General features: G+C 41.9%; 12 protein-coding genes. 8 read left to right on the top strand and 4 right to left on the bottom strand.

Annotated elements, in window-relative coordinates; genetic code table 11:
* Nucleotides 1-113: 113 nt before the first annotated feature.
* From ACN0T8_RS00550 to mfd, 3 genes are all read right to left on the bottom strand, one after another.
* Nucleotides 114-653 carry a GNAT family N-acetyltransferase gene (locus ACN0T8_RS00550; RefSeq protein WP_417878744.1) on the bottom strand — a complete coding sequence of 180 codons (540 nt, stop codon included), beginning with the start codon at nucleotides 651-653 and terminating at the stop codon, nucleotides 114-116.
* 199 nt (nucleotides 654-852) lie between these two features.
* The gene (locus tag ACN0T8_RS00555) at nucleotides 853-1,596 is read right to left on the bottom strand and encodes a peptidoglycan binding protein CsiV (protein WP_417878745.1); all 744 of its coding nucleotides are present in this window, start codon (nucleotides 1,594-1,596) and stop codon (nucleotides 853-855) included.
* 102 nt (nucleotides 1,597-1,698) lie between these two features.
* Nucleotides 1,699-5,196: a transcription-repair coupling factor gene (gene mfd / locus ACN0T8_RS00560; RefSeq protein WP_417878746.1), complete on the bottom strand. Its 3,498-nt coding sequence runs from the start codon at nucleotides 5,194-5,196 to the stop codon at nucleotides 1,699-1,701.
* Between the two features lie 311 nt (nucleotides 5,197-5,507).
* On the opposite strand from mfd, the gene lolC reads away from it, so the two are divergent.
* From lolC to lolE, 3 genes are read left to right on the top strand one after another with little or no spacing between them, the layout of a single operon-like run.
* Nucleotides 5,508-6,731: a lipoprotein-releasing ABC transporter permease subunit LolC gene (lolC, locus tag ACN0T8_RS00565; protein ID WP_417878747.1), complete on the top strand. Its 1,224-nt coding sequence runs from the start codon at nucleotides 5,508-5,510 to the stop codon at nucleotides 6,729-6,731.
* Between the two features lie 57 nt (nucleotides 6,732-6,788).
* On the top strand, nucleotides 6,789-7,511 hold the full coding sequence (lolD, locus tag ACN0T8_RS00570; RefSeq protein ID WP_417878748.1) for a lipoprotein-releasing ABC transporter ATP-binding protein LolD: 723 nt from the start codon (nucleotides 6,789-6,791) through the stop codon (nucleotides 7,509-7,511).
* A gap of 2 nt (nucleotides 7,512-7,513) precedes the next feature.
* Nucleotides 7,514-8,758 (top strand): lipoprotein-releasing ABC transporter permease subunit LolE, encoded by a 1,245-nt coding sequence (gene lolE, locus ACN0T8_RS00575; protein ID WP_417878749.1) that lies wholly within the window; start codon nucleotides 7,514-7,516, stop codon nucleotides 8,756-8,758.
* 240 nt (nucleotides 8,759-8,998) lie between these two features.
* Here the strand turns inward: lolE and ACN0T8_RS00580 are convergent, their stop codons facing one another.
* Nucleotides 8,999-9,508, bottom strand: coding sequence for a DUF2062 domain-containing protein (locus ACN0T8_RS00580; RefSeq protein ID WP_417878750.1), 510 nt, complete (start codon nucleotides 9,506-9,508; stop codon nucleotides 8,999-9,001).
* Between the two features lie 5 nt (nucleotides 9,509-9,513).
* Between ACN0T8_RS00580 and ACN0T8_RS00585 the strand changes: the two genes are divergently transcribed.
* From ACN0T8_RS00585 to kdsB, 5 genes are all read left to right on the top strand, one after another.
* Nucleotides 9,514-11,919, top strand: a complete 2,406-nt coding sequence (locus ACN0T8_RS00585; RefSeq protein ID WP_417878751.1) for a DNA internalization-related competence protein ComEC/Rec2 — start codon at nucleotides 9,514-9,516, stop codon at nucleotides 11,917-11,919.
* Between the two features lie 67 nt (nucleotides 11,920-11,986).
* On the top strand, nucleotides 11,987-13,735 hold the full coding sequence (msbA, locus tag ACN0T8_RS00590; RefSeq protein ID WP_417879466.1) for a lipid A ABC transporter ATP-binding protein/permease MsbA: 1,749 nt from the start codon (nucleotides 11,987-11,989) through the stop codon (nucleotides 13,733-13,735).
* A 48-nt stretch (nucleotides 13,736-13,783) separates the two neighbouring features.
* A complete protein-coding gene (lpxK, locus tag ACN0T8_RS00595; RefSeq protein ID WP_417878752.1) occupies nucleotides 13,784-14,791 on the top strand; it encodes a tetraacyldisaccharide 4'-kinase in 1,008 nt (335 codons plus the stop codon).
* Nucleotides 14,772-14,951, top strand: coding sequence for a Trm112 family protein (locus ACN0T8_RS00600; protein WP_417878753.1), 180 nt, complete (start codon nucleotides 14,772-14,774; stop codon nucleotides 14,949-14,951). Before lpxK ends, ACN0T8_RS00600 begins: the two co-directional genes overlap by 20 nt.
* On the top strand, nucleotides 14,951-15,700 hold the full coding sequence (gene kdsB, locus ACN0T8_RS00605; protein WP_417878754.1) for a 3-deoxy-manno-octulosonate cytidylyltransferase: 750 nt from the start codon (nucleotides 14,951-14,953) through the stop codon (nucleotides 15,698-15,700). Before ACN0T8_RS00600 ends, kdsB begins: the two co-directional genes overlap by 1 nt.
* Nucleotides 15,701-15,937 lie beyond the last annotated feature (237 nt).

Raw genomic sequence — 15,937 nt, forward strand, 5'->3', positions numbered from 1 at the left:
TCGCGATTTAATTATCTAAAATGAAAGCCCATCATTATAATGGGCTTTTTTGTATTTGTTTCGTTATACAAATCTCGCTAATTATATGATCATTCTTACTTATACAGTGAACATTAATCTGGAATAAAAGAAAATACGATTCCATCTTTCGGCTTTCCTTCGAATAAATAGCGATTACGAGCCAGCCCTTCTTTTTCTGCTCCGCAATTTAACGCGACATGATGACTGGCAATATTGTCAGGGTCACAGATACACTCAAGACGAGTAAGACGTAATTCGGTGAAGCAAAAATTAATGAGGGCTAACAGAGCTTCTTTGGCATAACCGTTTGATTGGTGTTGGTCGCATATCCAATAACCAATCGTTCCCATATTGAAGCTAAGTGATAGATCAGTTAATGCCACCATACCAATAAAATCATCGGTTTGTTGATGGTAGATACCAAATCCGTAGGCATTATTTTTCAACCAGTTTAAGCGGGTATGCATCAGAAAATCTGTTGCTTCTTCAACGGTGAATGCTAAATGACACCAATCAAGCCATGGGTAGAGAGAAGGGGAGAATTTAATCGCATCAGCAAAGCGTTGATTTTCATCAGCATGGATCATGCGTAATCTTAACCGAGCGGTCAGTAAGGTATGATCTGGGGTCATCGTTCACCTGCCATGATGCAATTAAAAAGAGGCCATGGGGGCCTCTTGATTCGAAGTTACTTTATTACCCTTTGTACTTGAATCCGCAGCTTTGTTGACAGCACTCATTCAATCCAATCATTTAGGTAGGCTAAACTCATGGGGTCTCATTCACTTGTCGCTTCACTGAAACTCCAATTACTTTGGGTACAAACTAGTATTACAGCTTACGAATATTGATAATCACGCCTAGGAATGGATTATCTAAGTAGTGTACTTCACCACTTCTAATTTTTCGTTTTTGCTGCATACGGTAACTATTTAAAAAGTCTTGGACTTCGACTTTTGGTTTAACTGGCTCTAGGTTTCCTACTTGAACATTTTCATCGCTATCTTCAGTCGATGGGTCGATCACTGAGTCTTGTAATACGACTTCATTTTGTCCAGGAATGCGTAAGTCTAGGTTAGTTTTCAAGTATAGGTAGTGTTGTACATAAACCTGGACTGTACCATCTAGCTCATATAATGGCTTTTTTTCAATGGATGTCGGAGTACCATCTTTGGCAATCTCTTTAAGAGAGCGACCATCCGGTGCGAATCTATCCGAAAAATCCTCACCCGCTTGGATGTGTAAAACTGGTGATGTGCTTTCACCTCGGTCATTTTGATACCAAGTTATATGAACTAATGGCTTAAATCCTGCGTGACGGTCTAATGCTTGGTATTGTCTATTCAGCTTGTAATAACCACTCGAAAGTAGGCCTGCTTTATGCTGCGACATTAAGTTGCTATCACGGTATGAAAATGCGCGTTCAAAATTAATCGGCTCAAGGTTTTGTGGCCAAAACTCGTTAACTTGTGATGGCTCCACATTACGCTTAAAGATGATCATTTCGATAGCAAAAGATCGTGCAAATGTTGGTAATGAAACAAAAACCAATAGGAATATAATCAGTTTTTTCATTGGTACTCCGTAATCAAAGATACTTCTATTCTAGATTTCTAATGTAGATAGTACCTTAGCTAATATAATAAATGATGTACTTATTGCTAAGTTACATAGCGTTTAGCCAATTTTTGGTAAACGATTTTGTTGAAAGTTGGCCAGTAAATCGTTAATGAAACTGATTCGTTCCCGTCTATCTGTTAATGGTACAGTAAACTTGAACTTAGTGGGGCCTTCCATTGCAAATTTTTTCGGCGATGATTGGAGTAATTGTACCAAGAATGCTGGGTTAATGTTTGCATTTGGTGAAAACTCAATAAAACCACCTTTGTCATGTGCTTCAATTTTTTTCGCTTGTATTCTAGCAGCTTGAAGCTTTATTTCACTGATCACTAATAAGTTTTTCGCCGCATCCGGTAAGCTGCCAAAGCGATCAATCAGTTCCACTTTCATTTCTGCTAGTTCCGACTCACTATTCACACTGGCAATACGCTTGTACATAGATAAACGAGTATTGATGTCGGGAATGTAGTCATCTGGCAGTAATGCTGGTAAGCGTAATTCTACTTCAGTTTGTTCACGTAAAAGTTCGTCTAATGACAATTCTTTGCCTTCTTTTAACGCATTGACCGCTTGTTCTAGCATTTCCATGTATAACGAGAAGCCGACCGATTGAATTTGTCCGCTTTGATCGTCACCTAATAACTCACCTGCGCCACGAATTTCTAAATCGTGAGTGGCTAGTGTAAAGCCTGCACCTAGGTCTTCTAATGAGGCAATCGCATCCAAACGTTTCACTGCATCTTTGCTTAACGCTTTTGGATGTGGCGTTAATAAATAAGCATACGCTTGGTGGTGCGAACGACCAACACGACCACGTAATTGATGAAGCTGTGCTAAACCGAGTTTATCCGCGCGATCCATAATGATGGTATTGGCGGTTGGCACATCGATACCGGTTTCGATAATGGTGGTACAAACCAGCAAGTTAAAGCGCTGGTGGTAGAAATCATTCATGATGCCTTCCAGTTCACGTTCGCGCATTTGTCCGTGGGCGGTGATCACGCGTGCTTCTGGAATTAATTTAGCTAAATCTTCGGCAACTTTTTCTATGGTTTCGACATTGTTATGTAAGAAATAGACTTGGCCACCGCGCATAATTTCACGCAGTACTGCTTCGCGAATCACACTACCTTCACTTTGACGGACAAAGGTTTTGATGGCTAAACGTCGTGCTGGTGGAGTGGCGATAATCGATAAATCACGCATACCACTCATTGCCATGTTCAAAGTACGAGGGATCGGTGTAGCGGTGAGTGTCAAAATATCCACATCGGCACGCATCGCTTTTACTTTTTCTTTCTGGCGCACACCAAAGCGGTGTTCTTCATCGACAATCAATAAACCGAGATCGCGGAATTTAATATCATCTTGCAGCAGTTTATGGGTGCCGATAATGATATCGACTTTACCTTCAGTGATATCATTTAAAATCTGCTTTTGTTCCTTAGCTGATTTAAAGCGCGATAACACTTCAACTCGTACCGGTAGGTTGGCGAAACGATCACGGAAGTTTTCAAAATGTTGTTGAGCAAGTAGGGTGGTTGGCACTAGTACTGCAACTTGCTTACTGTTATCCACTGCAAGGAATGTTGCTCGCATAGCTACTTCGGTTTTACCAAAACCAACATCACCACAGACGAGTCTATCCATGGCCTTTGCTTGGCACATATCGGAGAGAACTGCATTAATCGCCATAGACTGATCATCGGTTTCTTCAAACGGGAAAGTGGCTTTAAAGTGCGCGTATTGTTCTTTATCGTGAATGAACTTAAAGCCCTTTTTGATTTCACGTTTGGCGTAAACATCTAACAATTCTGCTGCTACATCACGGACTTTTTCTGCGGCGCGTTGACGAGCTCTATTCCAAGCATCACTACCCAGTTTATGTAATGGAGCGGTTTCTTCTGCACCACCTGAATAACGACTGATTAAGTTGAGGGAGGATACTGGAACATACAGTTTGGCATTATTTAAGTACTCAAGGGTGACATATTCGGTGGCGAGCCCACCAGCTTCTAAGGTTTGTAAACCAATATAGCGACCGATACCGTGATCGAGATGCACTACAGGTTGACCGGGTTTTAATTCTGCAAGATGGCGAATTACGGTATCGCTATTGACCGCTTTACGATCTTTTTTGCGACGCTGGATCACGCGGTCGCCAAGTACATCACTTTCACAGATAAAGGTAAAATCAGGCGAATGATGAACAAAGCCGTGTTCAGTTGAGCCGAGTATTAGAGAGTACTTTTGTTTAGATGCTAATGCTTGGGAAAGGTTGTCACATTCTTTCGGTTTTATTTTTATTGGGCTTAATAGCTCATTTAATGTTTCACGGCGACCTTCTGATTCTACCGAGAAGATCACCTTACCTTGCGGGGTGTCAGTTAAGTATTGCTCAAGATATTGACGCAGTGCGATAAGTGGCTCTTTAAGCTGGTGCTGGGCATGTAAATTAGGCAGAGGAGTAACGGAAGCGTTTTTACGGCCAGCTTTGTCTTCTACCGCTTCAACTGATAAGGCTACTTGAGGCATACCTTTGAAGCAGCTAAATAGTTCATTTTTCTTTAACCATAATTCATGAGGCTCAAGTAATGGGCGAAGTGGATCAACTTTACGTTGTTCAAAACGGTATTCAGCATCGGCTAAAAAGGTATCAATACTTTTTTCAAGTTCACCAAGCGTCAGTAGCAAGGTGTTTTCTGGTAGATAGTCGAATAAGGTATCGGTATGCTCAAAGAACAATGGTTGCCAATATTCGATGCCAGCAGGCCAAGTGCCTTTTGATACTTGCATATAAACGGATTCAGGTTCACGTCGCGCTTCAAAACGTTGACGCCAGCGAATGCGAAAATCTTCTATCGCCGCTTCAGTAGTTGGAAACTCATGAGCAGGTAGTAGACGAATGTCTTGTATATCTTCTATCGTGCGTTGAGTTTCAGCATCAAAGGTACGGATACTATCGATTTCATCATCAAAAAAATCGATTCGATATGGGTTATCACAGCCCATTGGGAAAAGGTCGATAATCGAACCTCGGCTGGCGTATTCACCCGGGCCAAACACTTGATCAACATGGCGATAACCAGAACTTTCCAGTTGCATACGTAGTTTGTCGAGTGAATAAAGATCGCCATTTTTGACCATTAATGTGGTTTTGAGTAGGTAATCTTTCGGTGATTGACGCTGTAATAGTGTGCTGATTGGAATAATGATTAAGCCGTTTTGCTGCGTTGGTAATTGATACAGCTGCGCGATACGGTCTGAAATAATATCTTGATGCGGAGAAAAGTTATCATACGGCAGCGTTTCCCAATCAGGGAATAAAGACACCGAATGATCGGTGAACTGGCTTACTTCGTGCTGCAGCTTTATCGCTATTTGCGGATCAGGTACAGCAAGTAATGTGACTCCTGAATGTTGTTCGCTAAGCTCTGCAATGGAGAGTGCGAGTGAACCGCCGACTAATTGGCCTATGTGCTTTTTGTCACCAGCTTTAGTTGGCAGTGGCAGTTGCAAGAGAGAAGACGCTGACGTGGATGAAATTTCAGACATAATTCGATTAGGCTTTTATAAATTGAATGTTGCGCTAGTTGTAGCACTTTGAGTGGTTTGATTATCGTCATGTAGGCAAACTAATCAAGGGAATGTGCACAATTGTTGTTTTTTAATCAATTTCTCACCACTAATAGTAAGAAGTATGTGAATTATTGCGTTTGCTATTTGTAAAATGGTCAGAGATAGAATAACGATGATCATATTCAATTTGCCTTGCCTAAAGCTTGTTTTATTCTTGCTGAAACTTGCACCTTGAAGTTACTTGGGTATATGCTCCGGTTTCATTATTTTATTCAGGGATTATTGGAATGTTTCACCCAGTTTCGGCCTATATTGGTTTGCGGTATTTGAAAGGTCGATCAGGCGATAAATTCAGCCGATTTGTCTCGTATATGTCGACCGCCGGTATTTCTATCGGTGTTCTATCTCTTGTGACGGTATTGTCCGTGATGAATGGCTTTGAAGGGCAACTAAAGCAAAAAATTCTCGGCGTGCTTCCTCAAGCTGTGATCTCACAAGCCGATGATAAAACCCTAATCTCAGATACGCCACCCGCTTTCCTAAATGCTATCCCCCATGTTGAAGATATTTCTCCCATTGTGCGTAGCGAAGCGATTATCCAAAGTTCAACTAAGTTAAGCGCAGGTTTAATGGTCGGCATTGAGCCAAGAGAGCAAGATCCTATCGCAAAACGTATGATGATGGGGCAAGTCTCACAATTAACACCGGGAAGTTATCACGTCTTTCTAGGTCACACTTTAGCCAGAACATTAAATGTGAATGTTGGATCTAAAGTGCGATTAATGGTGACGAACGCTAGCCAATATACACCGCTAGGGCGCATTCCTAGCCAACGTAATTTTACTGTGGCGGGCATCTTTAATACCGGCTCTGATGTTGATGGCATGTTGATGGTCACTAATATCGAAGATGCAGGACGTTTATTGCGTTATTCCAGTGATCATATTTCAGGTTGGCGATTATTTTTTGATGACCCATTTGTGGTGGCTGGTTTAGCACAACAAGTGAAAAACAATGATTTATTACCTGAAAAATGGTTTTGGTCTGATTGGCGTGATCAACGTGGTGAACTATTTCAAGCAGTACGTATGGAAAAGAATATGATGGGCTTGATGTTAGGGTTGATTATCGCGGTGGCGGCGTTCAACATTATTTCAGCGTTAATTATGGTGGTGATGGAGAAGCAATCAGAAGTCGCCATTTTGAAAACCCAAGGCATGTCGAATCATCAAATATTAGCGATATTTATGGTGCAGGGCGCGAGTAGTGGGGTGATTGGTGCACTAGTCGGTGGACTACTAGGCACACTACTGGCAGCGAATCTAAACAATGTGATGAGCGCTTTAGGTTTGTCATTGTTTGCGCCGGGCACGGAACTGCCCGTGGTGATTGAACCGCTTCAGGTTACGGTAGTGATCATTCTTGCTATTGGCTTGAGCTTATTGGCGACCTTATTTCCATCTTATCGCGCCGCTTCGGTTAAACCGGCAGAAGCGCTTCGTTATGAATAACACTTTCTCAAAGGCTGCGATTATTTACGCGGCTTTTTGGCTACAAGGCAAGACATTATGAATCCTTTATTAAGCTGTCAAAATATAAGTAAAACTTACCAAGAAGGAAACCTTGAAACTGAGGTGTTAAAAGGGGTGAGTTTATCCATCAATAAAGGTGACTTCTTAGCCATTGTTGGCTCTTCTGGCTCGGGTAAAAGTACCTTGCTACATATTCTTGGCGCATTAGATGACGCCAGTAATGGTGATGTAACGGTACTCGGCCAATCTTTATTGCGTTTATCGGGTAATAAACAAGCCAAGTTACGTAATCAACATATCGGTTTTGTGTATCAATTCCATCACTTACTTGCTGATTTTACTGCTTTAGAAAATGTCGCCATGCCATTATTGATTGGTAAGCAGAAAGCCGATGTTGCAAAACAAAAAGCGAAATCGGTGTTAGATAAGGTGGGGCTAGGTCATCGTTTAGAACACCGTCCATCTGAGTTGTCAGGTGGTGAAAGACAACGTGTGGCGATTGCGCGCGCATTAGTTAATGAGCCGGATCTTGTGTTAGCTGATGAACCAACGGGTAATCTTGATCAAAAAACGGCGTTAGAGATTTACGATTTGATGCGTCAACTTAATCGTGATTTTGGTACCGCGTTTTTAGTGGTTACCCATGATAATCAATTGGCCTTAAAAATGGATAAGCAATACACCATGCAAGACGGCGTACTTGATTGGAATGAAAATACTGTCATCACTCATCATACAGAACAAGAGTCGGGCGAGTAATTATGTTTTTATCGTTATTCATTGGTTCTAAATTTAGCCGTGCCAAAGAACGTAATAAGCTGGTTTCGTTTATCTCGCTATCTTCTACTATTGGTATTGCCGTGGGTGTGGCGGTGATTATTGTCGGTTTATCAGCAATGAATGGTTTTGAACGTGAATTAGAAAACCGCGTGCTGTCGGTGATCCCACAAGCTGAAATGGAAGGGGTCAAAGAGCCGATTCAAGATTGGAAAAAAATTGCATCGATTGCCAACAAAAATGAACAAGTGAAAGCGGTCGCACCATATGTTCGTTTTACGGCCTTGCTAGAGCGCGGCAGCAAACTTAAAGCGGTGGAAGTTCGCGCAGTCGACCCAGATTATGAACGTGCGGTCTCCAACCTTTCTAAATTTGTCGATAAACAAGCATGGCAAAACTTTAGAGCTGGTCAAAATCAAATCGTGCTAGGCAAAGGGGTTGCTGACAAACTGAATGTGAAAGTCGGCGATTCAATCACCATATTAATTCCCCCAGCGTCTTCAAATGGTCAGATACAACTGAGTGCACCGAAACGTGTACGAGTTCATGTGGTGGGGTTTTTAACACTAGGTGGTCAAATCGATCATGGTTTAGTGATGATCCCACTAGAAGATGGTCAGAACTATATGAAGATGGGTAAAGGCGTCAGCGGCGTATCTTTAAAAGTGGAACCTGTCTTTGAAGCTGACCGTATCATTCGTGAAGTTGGCGCAACTATTCCCGTTTATGCCTACCTGAAAAGTTGGAAAGAGAAGTACGGCTTTTTACACCATGATATTCAAATGGTACGCACGATTATGTACTTAGTGATGGTGCTCGTGATCGGTGTGGCAAGTTTTAACATTGTATCGACCTTGATGATGGCCGTGAAAGACCGAGCTTCTGATATTGCTATTCTACGCACAATGGGGGCCAGTGATGGTCTAATCAAACGTATTTTTGTTTGGTATGGCGTGATGTCTGGCGTGTTAGGTAGTGTGATTGGTAGTGTCATTGGTGTGCTGGTGGCGTATAACCTTACGCCGATGGTTAAAGGATTAGAAACTATCATAGGCCATCAATTCTTATCGGATGATATTTACTTTATTGACTTTCTACCTTCGCTCGTATCATGGCCGGATGTGTTATTAGTGTCTGGTACCGCAATTACTTTGAGTTTATTAGCCACTTGGTATCCAGCGTCAAGAGCGAGTAAATTGAATCCGGCAACGGTTTTAAGTGCGAAATAAATAACGTAACTCGAACGCTGCGCTTTTCGTTTCTCGTCGCTCGATGTTGTCGCTTTAATCGGGGTGAACAGTTAGGCCTCGAGACACGAGAAGTGAAACGCCCGAGAGCCGAGCGTCGTAAGTTGTCTCAAAAAAAAGAGTGCTATCAAGTTTGTTCATTTAGAACGCTAACTTGATAGCACTTTTTTTATTTGTCTGAATGTTGAGTGACGATAATAGCTGAATTATCTATTTGATAGGTTATCGTAAACGGCGTTTTTTCCAGCTACGAACAACAGAGTAGCGCCATAAACCTTGGATGCCGAAATAGCCGAGGATGGCAAGAACGACACCGCAAACGAAACAACCTAATAATAACGGTGGCCCAATAGTGTTGATTTGTTCAATAAAGAAATTCCAAGTTAGCTCAAAATGGAAAGCTTGTTCAGGGGTTTTCATCAGCCATGCGCCTACGTGATAAGCAAAGTAGAATAAAAATGGCATGGTGATTGGATTACTTACCCAAACTAAAGCAACTGAAAGGGGCAAGTTGACACCACATAAAATAGCGGCACCAGAAGCCATAAGCATTTGGCTTGGCAGTGGGATAAAGGCAATAAATAAACCAACAGCAAAAGCGCCGGCTGCTGAGCGTCTATTTAAGCTCCACAAATTGGGATTATATAAAACGCTACCAAAAATCTTTAAGGCTTTTTGGCTCTTGATTGTCTCATGGTCTGGCATGAAGCGTTTAATCAATTTCTTTGGCATAAATGGTGGCTCATATTAATCGCAATTATATTCTGATCGGCTTGATGTTTGGGGCTGCAAGTGGTGCGTTGTGGCCATTCATGCCGACACTCAATTGGTTGATGCCGATTGTAGTACTATTTCTTGTTCTTTTCTTCATAAAAAATGCTTTCTTCACAAAAGATAGACATTGTATAGAAGATGCTTTCGTTACCCCAAATAGCTATTTTATAAAAGAACGTTACTTCAAAATATTGAGCTATTTAGTTCAAGGTTTACTGTTGGGTTGCTTTACGGTGATTGTTCATGGAAATCATTATCGTCATGTGACAGAAACACTCTTTTCCCAAGGCACCTCTGTCACAACCCAAGCTAAAGTGATCAGTTTTGTTCAGCCTGCGGTGCATGGTCAACAAATGCTCTTATCAATACAACGCATTAATAATATTGATTTACCGATCTACGCACGTCCTACGGTGAAGACATTTTTTGATCGACCAGAAGAGAATCAGCCGCAACTTGGGGAGGTTTGGCAGTTTCAAATTCAAGTTAAACCCATTACTGGTCAATTAAACGATGTGGGTTTTGATAGCGAACAATATTATGTCTCTAATCAATGGCACGGTAAAGCGGTTATTGAGCCAAAAGACGGTTTAAATTTTCGAATAAAAATAAGCGATTCCTGGCGCTTATGGTTACACGAAAAAGCGATCGCCTATCTGAATGAATTGGATTCAAAAGCCTTTATTATTGCACTGGCTTTTGGTGATAGAAGCTTGATGTCCGATCAGCAATGGCAACAGTTACGAGATTCTGGTTTGTCACATCTCATGGCGATTTCTGGATTACATATTGGACTCGCTATGGCTATCGGTTGGAATATCGGTCGTATTATCAAATCACTACTATGTCACCTAACACACTCTTTATCTTCTATCTTTCGACTGATTCCCTTGTTTATTAGTTTTACAGTTGCTTTGCTTTATGCCTACTTAGCAGGCTTTGCACTACCAACACAACGGGCTTTGATTATGGGCGGGCTAGTTTTATTTATGTTGGCAAGCGGTATTCATTGGTCAGTGTGGCAAATCCTATTGTATAGCTTGTGTTTAATACTTGTCTGTCAACCTATGTCGGTTCTGCAAACAAGTTTCTGGCTATCCTTTGGCGCTATCGTCATTATTTACCTATCACTTTGGTTTTATTTATCTCAACATAAGCGGATTAAGTTTAATTGGCGACAAGTGGTAATCGTACAATTTGGATTGTTTGTTGGCTTAGCGTTTCTAAGTATGACTTTTTTTGGTGGCATCAGTTGGGTTTCTCCGTTTGTGAATTTAATCGCGATACCTTGGGTAAGTCTCGTTGTGGTTCCTGTGATTTTCTTTTGCTTGATGATGACCGCTATTTTTCATGGCAGTTGGTTCCTTAGTGACAGCTGGCTTGTGCAAATATGGCGATTAGCAGATTACACACTGCAGCCGATTTTATGGTTATTGCAATTCGTCGAAGGTGCATGGTTAACGTTGTCGAGTTATTGGGGAATCGTTAGTGTATTGATTGCGTTTGCGCTGATTGCTTGGCGCTTTCGTATTTATTCAACGTTATACATTTTTGCGTTGATTGTCACACTGTGGCAACTATTTCCACCTCGTCCTAGACCTGAATGGCAAGTGCAGGTGTTAGATGTAGGTCAAGGCTTGGCAGTGCTTATCCGTAAAGATCAGCAAAGTGTTTTGTATGATACTGGAATGAGTTGGCAGGGCGGCAGTATTGCCAATTCGATTATTGTGCCATTACTGCATAATAGTGGTGAGCAGCAGTTATCCGGCTTAGTGATCAGTCATACCGATTTAGATCATGCAGGTGGTCGTACTGATATTGAATCAGCGTTATCACCACAGTGGAAACGCAGTAGTGAATATATAAATAGTTATCAAGCTTGTATTAAAGGGCAGAAGTGGCAATGGCAACAACTCAATTTCGAAGTCGTTTGGCCACCAAAGCAAGTTAAGCGCGCATATAACCCTCATTCGTGTGTGGTTCAGGTTTCTGATGGGCAATTTGATCTACTGCTTACTGGTGATATAGATGCAATATCCGAAATTATATTAATGAGAGATAGTCATTTATCGGGTATTGATGTTATGACGGTACCGCATCATGGCAGCGCAACCTCTTCCTTTCCTTCCTTTGTTGAATCTTTAAAACCAAAAGTAGCGATTGCTTCATTGGCGCTGAATAATCAGTGGGGATTACCCAGCCAAAGTGTCAAAAGACGTTACCAAGAAAACGGTATTCAATGGATGGATACCGCACATGGCGGACAAATAACGATTTCAATTTATACCAATGGCTGGTTAATTGAACAAAAGAGGCTAAACCAATATCAGCCATGGTATAGGCAGATTGTGCGTAAAGGGTTAGAATGAAAAGAATTGTCTAAATCAAAATGAAGTGTATATGACTCAACCAAAAGACATCGTGTCAGAAAATCAGATGGCGTCCGAAAAAGACGAAACCACATTTCAAACTTTTAAAAAATTATGGCCAATGATCAGCGTTTATAAAGCGGGTTTATTTGTGGCTACTATTGCTTTAATCATTAATGCTGCGAGTGATACTTATATGGTATCGCTATTAAAACCTTTGTTGGATGAGGGTTTTGGTAGTAGCGATTCAAATTTTTTAAAAGTCTTACCTTTCATTGTTTTAGGCATGATGGTAGTGCGTGGTTTAAGTGGCTTTATTTCTACTTATTGCTTGAGTTGGGTATCCGGTAATGTAGTAATGGAAATGCGCCGCAAGCTCTTTAATCATTTTATGCAAATGCCAGTAAGCTACTTCGATAAAGAATCGAGCGGCTCATTGTTATCGCGCATTACCTATGATTCAGAGCAAGTTGCCGCGGCGACCAGTAAAGCATTGGTCAGTATTGTGCGTGAAGGGGCGAGCATCATAGGTTTATTATTCTTGATGTTTTATAATAGCTGGCAGCTTTCTTTGGTACTTATTGCCGTTGCACCTGTGGTTGCGATTGCGATTCGAGTGGTATCAAAACGTTTCCGTCGCATCAGTAAAAACATGCAAGACATGATGGGTAATGTAACGTCATCGGCAGAACAAATGCTAAAAGGGCATAAAGTTGTATTAAGCTACGGTGGTCAGCACGTTGAGAAAAAACGTTTTGATTCAGTCAGTAATAAAATGCGCCAACAATCAATGAAGATGGTGTCCGCTCAAGCCGCTGCCAACCCAATCGTTCAGTTGATTGCTTCGAGTGCTTTGGTGGTGGTGCTGTATTTAGCGAGCATTGATTCCATTAAAGAACAACTGACGCCAGGTACTTTCACCGTGATCTTCTCAGCGATGTTCGCCATGATGAAGCCGCTGAAATCACTGACGAACGTCACCTCTGATTTCCAAAAAGGTATGGCAGCTTGTCAGACACTATTTGGCATTATTGAACTGCCATCAGAAATTGATACTGGCAATAAAGAAGTTGAAAAAGTGAAAGGCAATCTTGCGGTTAAAGATGTCACTTTCACCTATCCAACCAAAGATGCGCCAGCGTTACGCAATGTATCCTTTGAGGTGCCCGCGGGTAAAACTGTCGCACTAGTCGGGCGTTCAGGTTCCGGTAAAAGTACTATTGCTAACTTATTCACGCGTTTTTACGATATCGACTCAGGTGAGATCCACCTAGATAACAATGATATTCGTGAATATACTTTATCGAACCTGCGTACTCACTTTGCCATCGTGTCGCAAAACGTTCATTTATTTAACGATACTATTGCCAATAATATTGCTTATGCCGCGCAAGAGCGTTACAGCTTCGAGCAGATTAAACGTGCCGCTGATTTAGCCTACGCGACCGATTTCATTGAAAACATGGATAACGGTTTCGATACTATGATCGGCGAAAATGGCGTTAACCTATCAGGTGGTCAACGTCAGCGTTTAGCGATTGCTCGTGCTTTGTTACGTGATGCACCAGTGTTAATTCTGGATGAAGCAACGTCGGCATTGGATACTGAATCAGAACGAGCAATCCAGGCGGCATTAGATGAGCTACAAAAGAACAAAACCGTGATTGTGATTGCGCACCGTTTATCGACCATCGAAAATGCCGATGAAATTTTGGTTGTTGATGAAGGTGAAATTGTAGAGCGCGGCAACCATGAATCATTAATTGAAAAAGATGGGGCTTATGCTCAGCTTCACCGTATTCAGTTTGGTGAATAATGCACTCTTGTATTGATAGTCAAAACGTTAATTCAGTAAGGTAGAGTGATGGTTGAAAAAATTTGGTTTCACCATCACCCGATTGGCTGGCTACTTGCTCCGGTTTTATGGCCGCTAAGCCGATTGTTTAAGCTGATTAGCGGTAAACGTCGCAAGGCTTATGCTTTAGGTAACAAGCCAAGTTATCGCGCGCCAGTACCGATTATTGTGGTCGGTAATATCACTGCTGGTGGTAATGGTAAAACGCCAGTGGTGATTTGGTTGGTAGAAACATTGCAATCTCTTGGTATGAAGCCGGGCGTCGTTTCTCGTGGCTACGGCGGTAAAGCTGAACACTACCCATTACTGGTAGAGCTAGAGACTCCGAGCGCGCAATCAGGCGATGAGCCAGCTTTAATCAAACGTCGTACAGGTGCACCGGTTGCTGTCGACCCAGTAAGAAGCCTGGCGGTCAAAGCATTACTAGTGCAAGATGTCGATATCATTATCACCGATGATGGCTTGCAGCATTACGCACTTGAACGAGATATCGAGTTTGTGGTGATTGACGGTCAACGTCGTTTTGGTAATCAGCAGTACATTCCATTTGGCCCATTGCGTGAAGGGCTAGAACGTTTAAATGAAGTGGATTTCTTGATTACGAACGGTGGTGCTGCACAAAACCATGAAATCGCCATGACGCTAGAGCCTAGTGAAGCGGTGAATTTAAAAACCGGTGAGAAAATATCAGTACAGCAACTCCCACAATTGGTGGCATTTGCTGGAATCGGCCATCCACCTCGTTTTTTCAACACGCTAGAATCATTAGGCGCAGAAGTTGTAAAAACTCAGGCATTCGCCGATCACCAAGCATTTGAACAAGCAGAATTACAACAACTTGCGACTCAAGGTCAGCATTTAATCATGACAGAAAAAGATGCGGTTAAATGCTACCAATTTGCAGAAGATAACTGGTGGTACTTACCGGTTTCCGCGCAAATTTCATCGCAAGATAAACAGAATATTATTAAAAAAATCACAGAGGTTAAGAGTCAATATGGATCATCGTCTACTTGAAATCGTGGCTTGCCCAGTCTGCAAAGGTAAAGTGGTACTGGATAACGACAAGCAAGAACTTATTTGTAAGTTTGACCGTTTAGCCTACCCAATTAAAGATGGCATTCCGGTTATGCTTGCGGTAGAAGCCCGTCAAATGTCGATGGATGAGGGGCGATAATGTCTTTTACCGTTGTTATTCCATCTCGTTACCAGTCATCACGTTTGCCGGGTAAACCGTTAGCAGATATCGCCGGTAAGCCAATGGTTCAATGGGTACATCAACAAGCCTTACAAGCCGGTGCTGAGCGAGTGATTGTAGCCACCGATGATCCGCGTATTGAAGCGGTAGTCAAAGGTTTTGGTGGTGAAGTATGTATGACGTCTCCAGACCATCAATCGGGTACTGAACGCTTAGCTGAAGTCGTTGAGAAGATGGGCATCGCCGATGATCACATCATTGTGAACGTGCAAGGTGATGAACCATTAATTCCACCGTCAATCATCAAACAAGTAGCCGAAAACCTAGCTAACAGTACCGCACCTATGGCAACGCTGGGCGTGAATATTGATGAGCCGGAAGAAGTGTTTAATCCCAATGCAGTAAAAGTCGTGACTGATGAACAAGGTTACGCATTGTACTTTAGCCGAGCTTCGATTCCTTGGGATCGTGATGCATGGGCAAAAAAAGATAAAACGATCCGCCAACCACTTATGCGTCACATTGGTATTTATGCTTATCGCGCTGGCTTCATCAATACGTATATCAATTGGCAGCCAAGCGCCCTAGAGCAAATTGAATCTTTAGAGCAACTCCGCGTACTTTGGTACGGTGAAAAAATTCACGTTGCTTTAGCCAAAGAAGCGCCAGCCGCAGGTGTTGATACTCCAGAAGATTTGGAAGTAGTGCGTAAGATTTTAGCCAAGTAAGCGCTCTTTAATTAGTATGAAAATGATGCTCAATTCAGCGATGGATTGGGCTTTTTTAGGTCTTTATTTTGGTGAACAAAACGAATTTCTCCGTATTTCACCCTGATAATGTATTAAATAAGTTTGATTTTATTAATTAATTTAGGTGATTAGCTTGTTAGCCGAAAAAATGAATGGAATGATAAACGGAAGGAATAGAGGAATTATTTCTGTCTATTAAATGGTTGTATGCTTTTC

The sequence above is a fragment of the Vibrio sp. genome, assembly GCF_048266485.1.
Taxonomy (GTDB): domain Bacteria; phylum Pseudomonadota; class Gammaproteobacteria; order Enterobacterales; family Vibrionaceae; genus Vibrio.

Excerpts from the sequence above, each read along its gene's own strand:
- ACN0T8_RS00550 (WP_417878744.1), bottom strand. The coding sequence starts at position 653 with ATGACCCCAGATCATACCTTACTGACCGCTCGGTTAAGATTACGCATG.
- ACN0T8_RS00555 (WP_417878745.1), bottom strand. The coding sequence starts at position 1,596 with ATGAAAAAACTGATTATATTCCTATTGGTTTTTGTTTCATTACCAACA.
- mfd (WP_417878746.1), bottom strand. The coding sequence starts at position 5,196 with ATGTCTGAAATTTCATCCACGTCAGCGTCTTCTCTCTTGCAACTGCCA.
- lolC (WP_417878747.1), top strand. The coding sequence starts at position 5,508 with ATGTTTCACCCAGTTTCGGCCTATATTGGTTTGCGGTATTTGAAAGGT.
- lolD (WP_417878748.1), top strand. The coding sequence starts at position 6,789 with ATGAATCCTTTATTAAGCTGTCAAAATATAAGTAAAACTTACCAAGAA.
- lolE (WP_417878749.1), top strand. The coding sequence starts at position 7,514 with ATGTTTTTATCGTTATTCATTGGTTCTAAATTTAGCCGTGCCAAAGAA.
- ACN0T8_RS00580 (WP_417878750.1), bottom strand. The coding sequence starts at position 9,508 with ATGCCAAAGAAATTGATTAAACGCTTCATGCCAGACCATGAGACAATC.
- msbA (WP_417879466.1), top strand. The coding sequence starts at position 11,987 with ATGGCGTCCGAAAAAGACGAAACCACATTTCAAACTTTTAAAAAATTA.
- lpxK (WP_417878752.1), top strand. The coding sequence starts at position 13,784 with ATGGTTGAAAAAATTTGGTTTCACCATCACCCGATTGGCTGGCTACTT.
- ACN0T8_RS00600 (WP_417878753.1), top strand. The coding sequence starts at position 14,772 with ATGGATCATCGTCTACTTGAAATCGTGGCTTGCCCAGTCTGCAAAGGT.
- kdsB (WP_417878754.1), top strand. The coding sequence starts at position 14,951 with ATGTCTTTTACCGTTGTTATTCCATCTCGTTACCAGTCATCACGTTTG.